Source organism: Lonsdalea quercina subsp. quercina, from assembly GCF_000688655.1.
GTDB lineage: Bacteria > Pseudomonadota > Gammaproteobacteria > Enterobacterales > Enterobacteriaceae > Lonsdalea > Lonsdalea quercina.
Genome location: NZ_JIBO01000016.1, coordinates 35,622 through 51,596, shown reverse-complemented (window position 1 = coordinate 51,596; position 15,975 = coordinate 35,622). Strand labels below are relative to the sequence as shown.

17 protein-coding genes are annotated in these 15,975 nt (G+C 57.4%); 13 read left to right on the top strand and 4 right to left on the bottom strand.

Annotated features, from left to right (window positions below; genetic code table 11):
• Nucleotides 1-12: 12 nt before the first annotated feature.
• From aepX to phnP, 12 genes are all read left to right on the top strand, one after another.
• Nucleotides 13-924 carry a phosphoenolpyruvate mutase gene (gene aepX / locus RZ35_RS14695; protein WP_026744005.1) on the top strand — a complete coding sequence of 304 codons (912 nt, stop codon included), beginning with the start codon at nucleotides 13-15 and terminating at the stop codon, nucleotides 922-924.
• Between the two features lie 58 nt (nucleotides 925-982).
• Complete coding sequence (gene aepY / locus RZ35_RS14690) at nucleotides 983-2,137, top strand: phosphonopyruvate decarboxylase (protein WP_026744004.1); 1,155 nt, start codon at nucleotides 983-985, stop codon at nucleotides 2,135-2,137.
• A 53-nt stretch (nucleotides 2,138-2,190) separates the two neighbouring features.
• Nucleotides 2,191-3,090 (top strand): NAD(P)-dependent oxidoreductase, encoded by a 900-nt coding sequence (locus RZ35_RS14685; RefSeq protein WP_026744003.1) that lies wholly within the window; start codon nucleotides 2,191-2,193, stop codon nucleotides 3,088-3,090.
• A 3-nt stretch (nucleotides 3,091-3,093) separates the two neighbouring features.
• On the top strand, nucleotides 3,094-3,537 hold the full coding sequence (phnG, locus tag RZ35_RS14680; RefSeq protein ID WP_026744002.1) for a phosphonate C-P lyase system protein PhnG: 444 nt from the start codon (nucleotides 3,094-3,096) through the stop codon (nucleotides 3,535-3,537).
• A gap of 2 nt (nucleotides 3,538-3,539) precedes the next feature.
• Nucleotides 3,540-4,142 (top strand): phosphonate C-P lyase system protein PhnH, encoded by a 603-nt coding sequence (gene phnH / locus RZ35_RS14675; protein WP_026744001.1) that lies wholly within the window; start codon nucleotides 3,540-3,542, stop codon nucleotides 4,140-4,142.
• Entirely contained in the window at nucleotides 4,142-5,248 is a 1,107-nt protein-coding gene (locus RZ35_RS14670; RefSeq protein WP_026744000.1) for a carbon-phosphorus lyase complex subunit PhnI, read from the top strand. The genes phnH and RZ35_RS14670 overlap by 1 nt, the downstream gene beginning before the upstream one ends.
• Complete coding sequence (locus RZ35_RS14665) at nucleotides 5,238-6,122, top strand: alpha-D-ribose 1-methylphosphonate 5-phosphate C-P-lyase PhnJ (protein WP_051625592.1); 885 nt, start codon at nucleotides 5,238-5,240, stop codon at nucleotides 6,120-6,122. The genes RZ35_RS14670 and RZ35_RS14665 overlap by 11 nt, the downstream gene beginning before the upstream one ends.
• Nucleotides 6,106-6,900 carry a phosphonate C-P lyase system protein PhnK gene (phnK, locus tag RZ35_RS14660; RefSeq protein WP_036153561.1) on the top strand — a complete coding sequence of 265 codons (795 nt, stop codon included), beginning with the start codon at nucleotides 6,106-6,108 and terminating at the stop codon, nucleotides 6,898-6,900. The genes RZ35_RS14665 and phnK overlap by 17 nt, the downstream gene beginning before the upstream one ends.
• Before the next feature lie 29 nt (nucleotides 6,901-6,929).
• Nucleotides 6,930-7,646 carry a phosphonate C-P lyase system protein PhnL gene (phnL, locus tag RZ35_RS14655; RefSeq protein ID WP_026743997.1) on the top strand — a complete coding sequence of 239 codons (717 nt, stop codon included), beginning with the start codon at nucleotides 6,930-6,932 and terminating at the stop codon, nucleotides 7,644-7,646.
• A complete protein-coding gene (gene phnM / locus RZ35_RS14650; protein ID WP_026743996.1) occupies nucleotides 7,636-8,772 on the top strand; it encodes an alpha-D-ribose 1-methylphosphonate 5-triphosphate diphosphatase in 1,137 nt (378 codons plus the stop codon). Before phnL ends, phnM begins: the two co-directional genes overlap by 11 nt.
• 1 nt (nucleotide 8,773) lies before the next feature.
• Nucleotides 8,774-9,334: a ribose 1,5-bisphosphokinase gene (phnN, locus tag RZ35_RS14645; RefSeq protein ID WP_026743995.1), complete on the top strand. Its 561-nt coding sequence runs from the start codon at nucleotides 8,774-8,776 to the stop codon at nucleotides 9,332-9,334.
• The gene (phnP, locus tag RZ35_RS14640; protein ID WP_051625591.1) at nucleotides 9,327-10,100 is read left to right on the top strand and encodes a phosphonate metabolism protein PhnP; all 774 of its coding nucleotides are present in this window, start codon (nucleotides 9,327-9,329) and stop codon (nucleotides 10,098-10,100) included. Before phnN ends, phnP begins: the two co-directional genes overlap by 8 nt.
• Nucleotides 10,101-10,138: 38 nt before the next feature.
• Here the strand turns inward: phnP and pmbA are convergent, their stop codons facing one another.
• Nucleotides 10,139-11,479, bottom strand: a complete 1,341-nt coding sequence (gene pmbA / locus RZ35_RS14635) for a metalloprotease PmbA (RefSeq protein WP_026743993.1) — start codon at nucleotides 11,477-11,479, stop codon at nucleotides 10,139-10,141.
• Between the two features lie 191 nt (nucleotides 11,480-11,670).
• On the opposite strand from pmbA, the gene yjgA reads away from it, so the two are divergent.
• Nucleotides 11,671-12,222 carry a ribosome biogenesis factor YjgA gene (gene yjgA / locus RZ35_RS14630; protein WP_026743992.1) on the top strand — a complete coding sequence of 184 codons (552 nt, stop codon included), beginning with the start codon at nucleotides 11,671-11,673 and terminating at the stop codon, nucleotides 12,220-12,222.
• A gap of 49 nt (nucleotides 12,223-12,271) precedes the next feature.
• On the opposite strand, the gene RZ35_RS14625 is transcribed toward yjgA, so the two are convergent.
• The 3 genes from RZ35_RS14625 to aaeA form a co-directional block, all read right to left on the bottom strand.
• A complete protein-coding gene (locus RZ35_RS14625; protein WP_026743991.1) occupies nucleotides 12,272-12,904 on the bottom strand; it encodes a LysE family translocator in 633 nt (210 codons plus the stop codon).
• A gap of 153 nt (nucleotides 12,905-13,057) precedes the next feature.
• Entirely contained in the window at nucleotides 13,058-15,016 is a 1,959-nt protein-coding gene (gene aaeB, locus RZ35_RS14620) for a p-hydroxybenzoic acid efflux pump subunit AaeB (RefSeq protein WP_026743990.1), read from the bottom strand.
• A gap of 9 nt (nucleotides 15,017-15,025) precedes the next feature.
• Nucleotides 15,026-15,973 (bottom strand): p-hydroxybenzoic acid efflux pump subunit AaeA, encoded by a 948-nt coding sequence (gene aaeA, locus RZ35_RS14615; protein WP_026743989.1) that lies wholly within the window; start codon nucleotides 15,971-15,973, stop codon nucleotides 15,026-15,028.
• Nucleotides 15,974-15,975 lie beyond the last annotated feature (2 nt).

The window sequence follows — 15,975 nt, the reverse complement described above, 5'->3', positions numbered from 1 at the left end:
GAGGATATTAATATGTCTAAAAGTATAGCCAATAAAGGCCAAACGCCAGGTTCTCGTCGTGGCGCATTGAGGGAACTACTAAATAACAAAAAAGCGATCCGCGTCATGGAAGCCCACAGTCCATTATCCGCCATGCTGATTGAAGAGGCCGAATATATAAAAGGAGGAGTGAATCACAAATTTGATGCTTTTTGGTCCAGCTCTCTGACCGATTCTACTTTGAGAGGTCAACCCGATACGGAATTAGTCAATTACAGCCGCCGTTTTAATTCCATCGCTGATATTTTCAATGTTACGAACAGCCCATTAATTTTTGACGGTGATACCGGCGGCCAGATAGAACATCTGGTATACCACATCCGAGAGGCCGAAAATCTGGGAATTTCCGCCATCATCATTGAGGATAAAACCGGTCTGAAGAAAAACTCTCTATTCGGCAATGAAGTGAAACAGACCCAAGCTACGGTGGATGACTTCTGCACGAAAATCAGAGCGGCCAAAGAGGCTCAGTTGACGCCGGAATTTATGTTGATTGCACGCATTGAAAGCCTGATATTGGAAACCGGTATGGACGATGCCATCGACCGCGCACTGCGTTATGTCGAGGCGGGAGCCGACGGCATCATGATCCATAGTCGGCTTAGAACCCCGGATGAAATTCTCGAATTTGCTAAAATATTCCGCAGTCACTATCCGCAGATCCCTTTAGTTTGCGTACCGACCAGTTTTAATGAAATTACGTTCGAACACCTGGTCAAAAGTGGTTTTAACATCATTATTTATGCTAACCATATGTTGCGCGCATCTTATCCGGCCATGCGAGAAATTCTCCCCCAAATTCTCAAATATGGCCGCACACGAGAAATCGAAGACAAATGTATTTCTATAAAGGAGATACTCAACTTAATTCCCGGAACGAAATAATCACCCAAGAATAATAATCCAGCAACACAATTAATCATTAAAAAAGAAGGAACTTATCATGATTAACCCTGACGATTTTTTGGGTTTTTTACACCATAAAGGTATTCGATTCTATAGTGGCGTCCCTGACTCTTTATTAAAAGAATTCTGTCTGGCTATCGACGGAACAAAAGAAGATATTCGGCATCAGTTAGCTTGCAATGAAGGCACTGCGGCAGGAATGGCCATTGGCTATCATTTGGCAACAAACTCAATACCTGTGGTTTATTTACAAAATTCCGGACTGGGAAATATCGTTAATCCAATTTGTTCGCTGGCGGCGACAGACGTTTACAGCATCCCGATGCTATTTATTATCGGCTGGCGTGGTGAAACCAAACCCGACGGAACCCAACTGAATGACGAACCACAGCATGTGATGCAAGGTCGGGTCACACTACCGCAGTTAGATGTAATCAATATTCCCTATCATATATTGGAAGGCGAGCCTGATATTGACTTCCCGCAGATAGAACAGCTGCTGGAACAGGCGCAACGCGAAAAACGTCCTGTCGCCCTGGTCGTACGTAAACATACTTTCTCTCCTTGCCAACAAGCCAGGCAGCCGGCGCGAACCTCGGCCACGCTGCTGCGCGAGGAGATCGTCGCGGAAGTCCTGTCCGCACTACCGGCCGATGTCCCCATCATCAGTACCNCCGGAATGCTGTCGCGCGANCTGTTCGAGCTACGAGAACAGCGTGGGGAAGAGCACGAACGCGACTTTCTGACCGTAGGCGGCATGGGCCTCGCCAGCCAGATAGCGCTGGGTATCAGCGAAGGTCGACCGGGTAAGAAAGTCGTCTGTCTGGATGGCGATGGCGCGACGCTGATGCACATGGGCGGGCTGACCAATAGCGCCCTTTCCCCCACGCTTATCCATATCGTCATTAATAACGGCGCCCATGAGTCAGTCGGCGGTCAGCGGACGGCGGCGTCGCGCCNCCCCTTAGCGCCCATCGCTGCCGCCTGTGGCTATAGCAGGGTCACAGCGGTAGGAAGCCGAGAAGCCCTGCGGGCAACGCTTCACAAGGCGCTGATGAGTCAGGGGAGTCAGTTTATCGAAGTGAAATGCCGCATTGGACACCGCGACAATCTAGGAAGGCCCACGACATCGCCTTCCCAGAATCGAACCTGCTTTATGCGGTTCCTGTCGCAGCCAGCTCATTCCAGCTGATAACACCCCTGCCACCCCTTCCCCGAAGCGGTGACGTTGAAAGGATGCTCCCTATGACAAAACACATTTCTCTGGTTGGCATCGGCGTATTGGGAAAGGCGATCGCACTCAGATTACGTCAGTGCCAATACTCTCTCAGCCTCTACAACCGTACGGTGAGTAAAGCCGAAGCCCTAAGCGGCAACGGCGCACGCGCTGTGAATTCACTCAGCCAGTTATTCACGCGTGAACGATCAATTATTCTGGTTTGTCTGACAGATGCTGAGGCCATGAAAGCCCTTTTTTGCACGCCGGAAATAACCAGCAGACTCAAAAAATATCAGCCACTTATTGTCAACATCAGCACCATCGGCCCCCAGGACAGCCAGCAAATGGAGGTTTTTTTCCTGCGCCACGGCGCTCACTACCTGGAAGCCCCCGTCTCCGGGGGCCCCGAAGGCGCGCGCACCGGCAAACTGGCCTGCTGGGCAGGCCCAATACCGACTGACTTTTCCGATGTCCTCCCCGCGTTGCTCTCCTCTCTGAGCGACAACTATGTCGTCATGGACAGCAACCGGGCCGCACAGACGATGAAAGTCATCAACAACTACTGTGAGGCCGTCCACCTGCTGGTCGCCGCAGAATCGATTCTGTTAGCCGAGAAGTGCGGCATCAGCCAGACGACATTGCAGCAAGCACTACCGTTGGGGCGAGGTCGCTCCACCTATATGGATGTAATGCTGAATCGTTATCTTCACCCATCAAACCTGATTTCCGTTCCGTTAGATATCCGTATCAAGGACCTGGATCTGGCTCACGCCCTGTTTCGTGAACAAACGGTCCATAGCACCTTTTTCGACCCTATCCAGCGTATTTATCTGGATACCGCCGAAGCCCTCAGGGCGCCACAGGATCAGACCGCGTGTTTTGCCTATTTGTCGAAGCAATCACAACAGCAAGAGCCGGAGGCGTAAATGATGACGAAGAAAGAGCAACGCGCTTATTGGATGTCCGTACTGTCACGCAGCCGTGCCGAAGCACTGCTGTCATATTGGCAACCCCTCAATATTGCCGTGGACTATCAACTGCTGCGGCCGACGGAGATCGGCCTGCTCCAACTACAAGGTCGCATGGAAACCACAGGACAGCGTTTTATGGTGGGCGACATGACCGTGACCCGCGCGGCATTGCAACTCAAGGACGGAATTTGCGGCTACAGCTATATCGTCGGCAGAGACAAACCCCATGCGGAACGCTGTGCCTTCATCGATGCCTTATTACAAACCCAGTCTGCTTTCAACCCGCTGTGGAAGCGTCTGGTTTCCCCTCTCGCCAAGCAACTGCAAGCTGAACATGACCAACAGCGCCGTGAAGTCGCCACCAGTCGAGTCAACTTCTTTACGTTGGTCAGAGGAGAGTAATCATGGACATTTTGAATGGATTCTCCAATCCGGTATTCGGCACTCAGGCCTGCTTCAGAAAAATCGTCAAAGCCATGAGCGAACCCGGGGCAACGGTGACCGTTCCCGGCATCGAGGAACTGAACAACATTTCATCATCCACTATCGCGGTGCTGTTGACACTGACCAGCCAGAAAACACCGCTGTTCATCGATCGAAATATCAGTAACCCACTGTTGCTGAGAACGCTGTGTTTACATACCAATGTGCCGATTACTTCTAACGCGGCAGAAGCGTATTTCGTCCTGTTGAACGGGAAAACTAACAAGTTCGATAGTCGCCCCATCCAACACGATCTGATGTGTTTCCCCTGCGGCAACGAAATAGAGCCGGAGAAATCGGCCACCATCATTATGGAAGTTGATGGGCTTAACAACGGCAGATGCCTGAAGCTCAGCGGCCCTGGCGTGAATAACGTCAAAATCATCTCTCCGCATCTTCCCAGCGCGATACGGCGCTATCTCTGTGAGCGGCCACATCCTTTCCCGATGGGACTCGATTTTCTGTTTACCTCCGGCAAGAAGCTGCTCGCTATCCCCCGAACCACTCGAGNGGAGGAGTGCTGATGTATGTTGCAGTGAAAGGCGGTGAAAAAGCCATTGAAGCCGCACACCAACTTCAAGCCTGTCGTCGGCGCGGTCAGCCGCATATTCAGGAACTGAGCTGTGAACAGATTGAACAACAGCTCGGTCTGGCGGTCGNCCGCGTCATGACCGAAGGCAATATTTACGACCGTGAACTGGCTGCGCTAGCAATCAAGCAGGCCAGCGGCGATCTCGTCGAAGCGATTTTTCTGCTGCGCGCCTACCGTTCTACCCTGCCGCGCTGGGGGGTGAGCGAACCGCTGGCTACTGCATCCATGCGTCTGGAAAGGCGCATTTCCGCCATCTTCAAAGATCTTCCAGGCGGGCAACTCTTGGGGCCGACTTACGACTATACCCATCGGCTGCTGGACTTCACGCTGTTGGCGGAGGGCGAACCGCCAACCGCCCCGACGGAGCCGGAAACACAGGATGAGGCACCCATCGAGGACACGGTTCCTCATGCCTTTCACTTCCTGACACAGCAGGAGCTGGTGCCGCCGGTGGATGAACGCGACGAAGAGCCGGCGGATATCACCGTCGATCCGCCGAGCTATCCGTGTCCGCGTTCGGCGCGGCTACAGCAGTTGATCCGCGGCGATGAGGGGTTTTTGCTGTCGCTGGGATACTCCACCCAGCGCGGCTATGGCCGCAATCACCCTTTTGTTGGCGAAATCCGCACAGGCCTGGTCACGGTGGTGATGTTCATTCAGGAAGTGGATATGGCGGTGGAAATCGGCGACATCCTGGTAACGGAGTGCGAAACCGTCAATGGCTTTATCAAACCCATGAAACAGGCCCCGCACTTCACCCGCGGCTATGGTCTGGCCTTTGGGCGAGCCGAACGCAAAGCGATCACCGTCGCCCTCGCGGATCGTGCTCTACAGGCCGCCGACTATCACGAAGACATTCATGGCCCGGCGCAGGATGAAGAGTTTGTTCTGTCTCATGTCGACAATGTCGAAGCGGCCGGTTTCGTCTCTCACCTGAAACTCCCACATTACGTCGATTTTCAATCAGAGCTGGAACTCCTCAAGCGTCTTCGACAGGAGTATTTATCCACGCAGGAAGACCCACATCATGACGACTAACGTTGCTGAAGAAATTGAAGAAAGAGCCTACAACTATGCCTATTTGGACGAAAACACCAAGGGCATGATCCGCCGCGCCATACTCAAAGCCATTGCCATTCCCGGCCATCAGGTGCCCTTTGCCAGCCGGGAGATGCCCATGCCTTACGGATGGGGAACCGGCGGTATTCAGGTGACCGCCAGCATTATCGGGCCGGACGATGTCCTCAAGGTCATCGATCAGGGCGCCGACGATACCACCAACGCCGTCTCTATCCGTCACTTCTTCCGAACCGTCGCGAAAGTGAAAACGGCGGAAAGGACGACAGAAGCGACCATCGTTCAGACGCGCCACAGAATACCGGAGACGCCGCTAAAGGAGGACCAGATCATCGTCTACCAGGTCCCGATCCCAGAGCCGTTACGGTTTATCGAGCCGAGGGAGACGGAAACCAAAAAAATGCACGCGTTGGAAGAGTACGGCGTCATGCAGGTCAAGTTGTATGAGGACATCGCGCGCTATGGGCACATCGCCACCACGTACGCCTATCCGGTCAAAGTCAATCAGCGCTACGTGATGGACCCCTCTCCCATCCCCAAATTCGATAATCCCAAGATGCACATGATGCCGGCCCTGCAACTGTTTGGCGCCGGGCGCGAAAAACGCATTTATGCGGTTCCCCCTTATACCCCGGTCGAAAGCCTCGACTTCGACGACCATCCTTTCACCGTGCAGCACTGGGACGAGCCGTGCGCAATCTGCGGCTCACGCAACAGTTTTCTAGATGAAGTAGTCATCGACGATGCGGGCAGCCGCATGTTTGTTTGCTCAGATACCGACTATTGCCAGCAGCAACGGGACAACCAGGAGAAAAAGCATGGGAACACTCAATAACCACCATGAGCATGACGGTCCGCTGCTGTCCGTCGATGCGCTCACCCATCTCTATGCGCCGGGGAAAGGATTCCAGGATGTGTCGTTCCAGCTCTGGCCCGGTGAGGTTCTGGGAATTGTCGGAGAGTCCGGGTCAGGTAAAACTACCCTGCTGAACGCGATTTCCGCCCGTCTGGCGCCCCAGCATGGCTCCGTCACCTACCGAGATCGCCAGCAAAGAACATGGCCGATTTATGACATCAGCGAACGTCAGCGNCGGGCGCTGATACGCACCGAATGGGGTATTGTCTGGCAGCATCCGCTGCTGGGACTGCGCTCGGCGGTTTCCGCAGGCGGCAACATCGGCGAACGTCTAATGGCTATCGGCGACCGTCATTACGGCCACATCCGCGAGACGGCCGCGCACTGGATGCGCAACGTCGAGCTGCCTGTTGAACGTATGGACGATCTGCCGACCACCTTCTCCGGCGGGATGCAGCAGCGTCTGCAAATCGCCCGCAATCTGGTGACCTCGCCGCGCCTCATTTTTATGGATGAGCCGACCGGCGGACTGGATGTTTCGGTACAAGCTCGCCTGCTGGATCTGCTGCGTACGCTGGTGACGAACATGCAGTTGGCCGTCGTCATCGTCACCCACGATCTGGGCGTAGCGCGTCTGCTGTCCCATCGGCTGCTGGTCATGAAACAGGGACGAGTCGTCGAACAGGGACTGACCGACCGCGTGCTGGACGATCCTCATCATCCTTATACCCAACTGCTGGTGTCATCCATCCTCTAGCAGAGCCATCTCCCCAGGAGGCGTCAATTATGGATCTTCGCCTACGCATTGAAAATGTAAGTAAAACGTTCGTATTGCATAACCAGCAGGGCGTTAGATTGCCGGTTTTCAGAGACATCAATCTGACGGTGAAAAGCGGAGAGTGCATCGCCCTCCACGGCCATTCCGGCAGCGGAAAATCTACGCTGCTGCGTTCGCTCTATGGCAACTACCAGCCGGATAGCGGCCATATCTACGCGCGCCATCAGAACGGCTGGGTGGATATGGTGTCAGCCGACGCTCGCGACCTCCTCGACGTCCGTCGACATACGATCGGCTGGGTCAGCCAGTTCTTGCGGGTCATCCCACGCATCAGCACGCTGGACGTCGTCATCCAACCTTTACTGGAGCGGGGTATCCCACGTCAGGAAAGCGAAATCCGCGCCGGTGAGCTGCTGACCCGGCTGAATGTGCCGGAACGGTTATGGTCGCTGGCGCCTGCTACGTTCTCCGGCGGCGAACAGCAGCGGGTCAATATCGCCCGCGGACTGATCGGCGACTCCCCCATTTTGCTGCTGGATGAGCCGACCGCTTCGCTGGATGCGGACAATCGCGAAGCCGTTACGCAATCCATCATTCAGGCCAAAGCGGGAGGCGCGGCTATCGTCGGTATTTTCCATGATGAAGAAGTTCGCGCTCGGGTCTCGGACCGCATCTATGCCATGTCCGTCAGCGCGTCTCAGGAGGAGGAGTCCTATGATCATTAGTAATGTACGGATGGTGATGTCGGACGAAATCATCAGCGGATCGTTGTCGGTTCATCGAGGTGTGATTCAGCACATCAGCGATGCGCCGAGCCGCCTGCCGGGCGCGTTGGACGGCGACGGCGCCTGGCTGATCCCAGGACTGATTGAGCTGCATACCGACAACCTCGACAAATTCTTCACCCCGCGTCCCGGCGTCAGTTGGCCGCCGGCGTCCTCGATGCGCGCGCACGACGCCGCCATTATCTCCAGCGGGATCACCACCGTATTGGATGCGATCTCCGTTGGCGATATCCGGGATGGCGGCCACCGCCTCGACAACCTGCTCAAAATGACCGACACGGNGGTTGCGACCCAGATAGCCGGCCTGAATCGCGCGGAACATTTGCTGCACCTGCGCTGCGAACTCCCTCATAAAGATACGCTGCCGCTGTTTGAACAGCTTTGCGATCTGCCGTCGGTCACGCTGGCGTCATTGATGGACCACTCGCCAGGGCAGCGCCAGTTCGCCTCGCGAGAGAAGTACCATGAGTACTATAAAGGCAAATACCTCCTGAACGATGAGCAAATGGCGCAGTTCGAAGCGGAACAGATTGAAGGCTCGCAGCGCTGGTCCCAGGCCAACCGTCAAGGCATCGTCAGTTTGTGCCAGGCCAAAGGTATTACGCTGGCCAGCCACGACGACGCCGCGGAAGATCATGTGATGGACGCCTACCGCCACGGCGTGTCTATCGCCGAATTTCCCACGACGGCCGCCGCCGCGCGCGCCGCCCATCGGGTCGGTATGCAGGTGCTGATGGGCGCGCCCAACGTGATCTGCGGCGGCTCGCACTCAGGCAACGTCGCCGCGCATCAGTTGGCGGAAGAAGGCCTGCTGAATATTCTCTCTTCGGACTACTATCCCGCCAGCCTGCTGGAAGCCGCTTTTCTCATAGCCGAGGACGAGCGCAACAACTACAGTCTGCCTCAGGCTATCGCGTTGATCAGCCATAACCCGGCGCAAGCTTTGCAACTGAACGATCGGGGTCTGGTCGCAGAGGGAATGCGCGCCGACCTGGTACTGGTCCGTCGTCATGGCCCGCAGATGGTGCTGAAACGGGTATGGCGACAAGGCGAGAGGGTTTTCTGAAATGAGCAGACTGATCTATTTGATAGGGCCTTCGGGCGCAGGAAAGGACAGTCTGCTGGATGCCATTCGCGCCAGCTCCCCGCAACGCCTGCTGGTCGCTCACCGCTACATCACGCGACCTGCCGGTCTGCCCGGTGAAAACCACGTGTCGCTCACGGTGAACGAGTTTAGCCAACGCTGTCATCACGGCTTGTTCGCTCTGGACTGGCGGGCGCATCATCACCATTACGCCATCGGCATCGAAATCGATCTGTGGCTGGAACGGGATCTGGATGTGGCCGTCAACGGCTCGCGCGCTTACCTCAAGCAGGCGCAACGACGTTACGGCTCGCGGCTGTTTCCGCTCTGTCTGGCGGTGTCGCCGTCGACCCTGCGTCAACGGCTGCTGACGCGCGGACGGGAAAATGCGCGTCAGATCGAAGAGCGACTGTTACGAGCGCAGGAGCAACAGCGCAACTTACCGCCAGACTGCGCTTTACTGCATAACGACGGTCCTCTTCCCCAGACGCTGGCGCAGTTCTGGCAGTTGCTGTCCCAAACGGAGAGGAAAGAGAATGTGTGATGAAAAGCGGCACACGTCGATATTTCATTTCCTGGGCACCGGCGGCGCGCAGCAGGTTCCCGCCTTCGGTTGTAATTGCGGCGTATGCCAAAGCGCAAGGTCGTCTCCGCAACGGCGGCGGCGCGCCTGCTGCGCCGCGCTGATCGATCATGGGGAAATGACGCTGATCGACGCGGGCTTGCCCGATCTGGACAGCCGCTTCAGCGCCGGGGAGATTCGCCGCTTTCTGCTCACCCATTACCACATGGACCACGTTCAGGGNCTCTTCCCACTGCGCTGGGGCTGCGGCGAGACGATCCCCGTGTTCGGCCCGCCCGATCCGAACGGCTGCGATGATCTCTATAAACACCCCGGCATTCTGCAATTTCAGCCGCCGCTGAAACCCTTTGAGACGGTCGCGTTTGGCCGCGTGCCAACCACCCCGTTGCCCCTGAATCACTCCAGAATGACCTATGGTTATCTGTTTCAGACGCAGTTTGCTTCGCTGGCCTACCTCACGGATACCGTGGGTCTACCGGAAGAAACCGAGCGGTTCTTGGCCGGACGGCCGGTGGATTATCTCGTGCTCGACTGCAGCGCCCCCCCGCAGCCCACGCCGCCCAGGAATCACAACGATCTGACTTTGGCGCTAAACATCTTTGAACGGTTAAAGCCGGGGAAAATGTACCTGACGCATATCGGTCATTCGCTGGATCGCTGGTTGCGGGAGCACCCATTGCCGAAGCATGTGCATGCTGCATACGATGGATTGAGGCTGAAGCTGTAGCGGACGCGCGACGTAAAATGCACCGCGCGCCCCAGAAATTACGCCCCGGCGATCTTCATGGCTGGCAGCAGGACCGATCCGCACTGGATGTTGCTGCGGGTTTCAATATCGTCGCCAACGGTGACGATATTGCGCAGCATGTCCTTCAGGTTTCCCGCGATAGTGATTTCACTGACGGGGTACTGGATTTGACCATTTTCCACCCAGAAGCCAGCCGCGCCGCGTGAATAGTCGCCTGTTACGCCGCTCACGCCCTGTCCCATCAGTTCGGTTACCAGCAGGCCGGTTCCCATCTCACGCAGCATGCCGTCGAAGTCCAGACCGCGTCCGGCGATGCGCCAGTTGTGGATACCGCCCGCGTGACCGGTGCTCTGCATCCCCAGTTTGCGCGCCGCGTAGGAGGTCATCAGCCAGGTTTGCAGCACGCCGTCTTTCACGATGTCTCGCTCCTGCGTGCGTACCCCTTCGCTGTCGAACGGCGTGGACGCCAGTCCTTTGCGCAGATGCGGCAACTCACGAATCGTCAGCCACTCCGGCAGGATTTGCTGGCCCAACTGGTCCAGCAGGAACGTCGATTTGCGATAAACGCTGCTGCCGCTAATCGCGCCCACCAGATGGCCGAACAGGCCGGTCGCCACCTCCGCGCTGAACATCACCGGCGCCTGCATCGTAGACAGTTTGCGCGGCGCCAGTCGCGACAGCGTGCGGCGCGCGCACTCCTGACCGACCCACTCCGGCGTTTCAAGATCGTCCAGCGCGCGTCCGAGGGTATAAGCATAATCGCGCTGCATGTTGCCGCCTTCGCCGGCGATCACGCAGCTGGACATGGAGTGGCGGCTCGAGCAGTAACTTTGCAACATGCCATGGCTGTTGCCGAAGACCTTGACGCCGTAGTAGCTGTTGAAGCTGCCGCCTTCCGTGTTGGTAATACGTTCATCCGCCTGCAGCGCGCTCTGCTCCGCGCGGGCCGCCAGCTCAATGCCGCGCTCCGCATCCAGTTCAGCGGGATGAAACAGATCGAGATCCGGCGCATCAAACGCCAGCAGTGCTTCATCCGCCGGACCGGCGAACGGGTCAACCGAGGTGTAACGGGCGATATCCAGCGCCGCCTGCACCGTACGGGCAATGGCCTGCGGGCTGAGATCCGTCGAGGACGCGCTGCCTTTGCGCTGCTGATGGTAGACGGTGATGCCTAACGCGCCGTCGCTGTTGAATTCAACGTTTTCCACCTCGCCATAGCGGGTGCTGACGCCGATCCCCGTGGTCTTGGTTACCGCGACTTCCGCCGCGTCCGAACCGGCGCGGGCCAACTCCAGCGCCTGCGCCACTGCCTGTTCCAGCGTTTTTCGCTGCTCTGCAACCTGAGTGATAATTGTCATTGATTCGCCATCATGAGTAAGAAAACATCCTGATACTGTAGGCGGTCACGAGGCGCGTCTGCGCGCGATTCGTGCCATACCTCTGCGTAATAAAGAGGTAGCGTGATATCCTTGAGTCTAACAGGATCTGCCGACAATTTCGCAGCAAGCCATAACCTGATAGGATCGGCCTCTTTTTGAGGAAACCACGCATGAATAAACACCCCGAAGACTGGCAGGACGACGNCCCGCCTACCAGCCAGGAAGAAGACGACGACGAAATTATCTGGGTCAGCAAAAGCGAAATCAAACGTGATGCTGAAGCCCTGAAAGATCTTGGGGCGGAACTGGTCGCCTTGGGGAAGAATGCCCTCGAACGCATCCCGCTGGATGAAGAGCTGCTGGCCGCCGTCGAGCTGGCCCAGCGCATCAAGAAAGAAGGCCGCCGACGTCAGTTGCAATTGATCGGCAAAATGCTGCGCGCACGCGACCCGGAACCCATTCAGCAGGCGCTGGATAAGTTGAAGAACCGCCATAACCAACAGGTGGCGCTGTTCCATAAGCTGGAGCAACTGCGTGATCGTCTGCTGGCGGAGGGAGACGATGCCATCACTGACGTGCTGACGCTTTATCCGCAGGCCGATCGCCAGCAGCTGCGCTCATTACTGCGGAATGCCCAGAAAGAACAGGCCGCGAACAAGCCCCCGAAATCTTCCCGTCAGCTGTATCAATATCTGCGAGAACTGGCCGAAACCGAAGCGTAAGACCGTGACCGGCAGTTGGCGTGTTCCTCGCCGCCGGTCCGCCCTAGCGCTACCTGGCTGATGCCGCCAGCGCGGTGCCCGCAAAAATAAACAGCGAACCGGACGCGCGGTTGAACATCCGCAGGCGTTTCGGGTGCGAAAACAGGGAAGACACGCGTTTTCCCATGCAGGCGTAACAGAACATGATGCTGCAATCCAGCACCGTCCAGGTCAGCGCCAGCAGCGCGAACTGACCGACGTGCGGCGCGCTGGTGTCGATAAAATTGGGAAACAGCGCGGCGAAGAACAGCAGATCCTTCGGATTACTGATCCCCACCGTGAAACCGCGTCTAAACAGCGTGAATATGCCGGGTTCATCAACCGGCAGCGCCACGCTTTCTGTTTCCGCCACCGGGCCTGTTTTCGCCCGCCACGCCGAAATACCCAGCCAGATAAGATAAGCCGCGCCTACCCCCTTCAGCAGCATAAACGCCGTCGTCGACGCCGCGAGGATCGCGCCCAGTCCGAGCGCCGAGCCGGTCATCAGCAGCAACGCCGCGCTGGCCCCGCCCGCGATGGTGGCGATCGCGCGTCTTTGTCCATAGCGTAAACCATGAGTCATGCTAATGAGCGCCGACGGGCCGGGTATGGCGATCAACGCCACGATCACGCCGGTGTAAACCAACCAAAGATGCAAAGTCATAATGCGTCGTTACCTATACGTCATCCGCGCGTGTCGCCACACACGATGCGGTGGAAGAAGTCGAACAGTGGGTTGAAGGAAGATATTAGACCGTCCACCTAAACAAAGATAGCCCGCCGGGCGGCACGGTGAGCCTGCGCGTGTCCGGCGTCGTTAGCCGATGAAAGCATGCTGATTTCGCCGCAGCAGCGCGATCAGGCGACTGACCGACGCAATGGTTTTTTCCGCTACCCGGTGGTCCAACAAAGCCTGCTGATACGCGTCCATCTCCTCCAGCAGCTGTGTGAAATAGCGGCTGCGCGCCGTATCCTGTTTCGCCTTGATCACCCGACCGGCGGTTGCGCGCAACCGCCGATGATGCGACGCCAGCGTTTCGCTAACCGGGATATCCAGCTGCCGCAGCCCTTGATGCGCGATAATCAGCGACAGCGCCAGCCGATACTTGGCGATATCGCCCGGAAAGCGGTTCAGTAGCAGAAACAGGTATTGATACAGCGCGGGCAGGTAGTTGTCCTGCCGCCGTTCCTGACGCGTGTTCAATGCCGACACCGCGCCGAAAACGAAGCGGTTCATCAGCGTCCGTCCCGTCCAGGCCAGCGAGTTGTCCCGAATCAGCAAAATGACCAGATAAGCCAGGAAGCAACCGATGACTTGCCCAATGGCGCTGTCCAGGAACTGTGCGATATCGAAGGTCATCGGGTTATCCAGCACCAGAATATTGATGGTCGTCGCTAGCGACGCCAGCGATCCCAGCCGTCGCTTCTGTACCTCGATACCAATAAAGAACGCCATCAGGCCGAGGCTGAGACACAGCAATAGCTGACTTTGCTGGGTGGCGGGGAGCACCAGCATAAACATCAAGGAGCCGAGCGGCAGCGCGAACAGCGTCCCGACCAGAAAATCCTTGGCCATCATGCGCGGATTGGGCAAGCGCATCGCCAGCGCGGTGACGACGGCGAGCATCACCATGCAGACGCTGCCGGAATTCCATCCCGTCGCCAGCCAGAACAGGCACCCCAATGTGGTGGCCGCCCAGGTCCGCACCCCGTTGATCATGGCGTGATGGGTTTCTGCCGACGTAGCTTTGACCGCTGCGTCCGCCGTCAGCGCATCCNCCTCAATGCGGTTGATACGACCGTTGTTCAGCACGCCCCGCATCAGTAAATGGTAACGCGTCGCCGTCGCGACCCAGCCGACCAGCGACGGCGGCAGGCTGGCGCCGTTGACGGCCACCAGATAGCGCAGCTGGCGTAAGCGCTGACGTCCCTCTTCCGACGACGTCACGGGCTGCTCCAACATCAGGGCCAGCGCGCCATTGATAGGCGCCTGGGTGTCTTGCAGGATCAGGTAGGTTTCACAGGCCTGGGTGATCATCAGCCAGGACTGCGTCACCATGCTTTTGAGGCGCAGGTTGCTGTTCTGCCAGCGGGACGACTCGACGCGCAGCTGGCTGCGCATGCCGTTCAGCGCCTGAGTATTACGCACCAGCGCATGCCAGTTAGCATCCAGCTCCTCTTTCGAGGCGCCGGACACGCAGCGTTGCAACAGCTGGAACTGATCCAACAGCAGCGCTTTCATCGCACGATCGATATCTTGTTTAATGGATCGCGGGGAGAACAGCAGATCCGCCAGGATAGCGCACATGATGCCGAGCACGATCTCGCTGCAGCGTTCGACGGCGAACTGCGGCGCCTGAAGCGGCGTACTCTGCGTCGTCACAACGATAATCAGCGCGGTATAGCCGGCCAGCCCAAAAGCGTAGGAGTTTTCCACCCGCACCAGCGAGGAGATCCATACGCAGGCTCCCGCCCACAGACAGCTCAGCATCAGCATCACGACCGGCGCGCGCGCCGTACTGACAATAATGACCAGCGCCCCGATACAGCCGATAAATGTGCCCAGGATACGCAGCAGCCCACGATAGCGAATAGCGCCCGAAAATGGCTCCCCGCCGGCGGCGAAGGCGGGGCCGGCGGCCACGATCGCGGCGGTCAGCACCGCCCAGCGCGGGGTTTCAAGCTGCATATAAAAACCGAGCATGAGCGAAAGCAGGATCGCGAAACTCAGCTTGAAGGCAAACCGCAGCCGGATGAATCCGGGGAAATTGAACATGGCGGCGCTTTACCCGAACNCGCGCAGCCGGTGCATCAGTTTCAACATCGGCGACATGGATTTTGTATGCTCCGTTTTTTCCCCTGTGACCACGACCGTCGCAGTGGTACCCGCCGGGTAGAGGTTACCCATCTGTTGGTCCAACCGAATCTTCACCGGCACCCGCTGCGCCAACCGCACCCACTCCAGATTGGAGNCGACCGTCGCCAAACCGCTGCTGTCGGTGGTGATATTGCTGTTAGTCACCGCCGCCGCCACGCTATCCACGGTGCCGTACAAAATGCGGTTGCTGCCGAGCGGCGTGATTTCCACCCGTAAGCCGGGACGAACGCCGCCCAGCTTGGTCTCTTCCATATACGCCCACAGGTAATAAGAATCTTTTTTCACCAGCGCGACCACGGTCGCGCCGCGGGTAATAAATTCACCGACCTGCAAATTCAGGTTGGTCACCCAACCCTCCGACGGAGCGCGGACGACGGTGCGATCCAGGTCGAGCTGCGCCAGTTCCAGCGCGGCCTGTGCTTGCGCCAACTGATGTTTCGTGGTTTCCAGCGTATTGCCGTATTGTTCGATTTCTTCGCGCGACAGCGCCTGCGTCCCGAGCTTCAGACGACGGCCTGCTTCCCGTTTTTTCTCAACGACCAGCGATTGATAATATTCGACGTTCGCCCGCGCTTCGGCCAGCGCCTGCTGATAGCGAGGTCTGTCGACTTCGAACAGGATGTCGCCTTTCTTGACCAATTGGTTATCGTGGACGTTGACGGCGGTCAGCAGTCCGCTGACGTCGGGCGCGATAGCGACGATATCGGCGGTGAATCGCGCGTCGCGCGTCCAGGGGGACTCGGTGTAGAACGCCCACACCCGCACAATCGCCATGATGGCCAACAGGACCAACACCAGCGTAATGGCGATGCGAGCAAATTTTTTCAGATAGATTGTCAGAGCGGATGTATTCACAA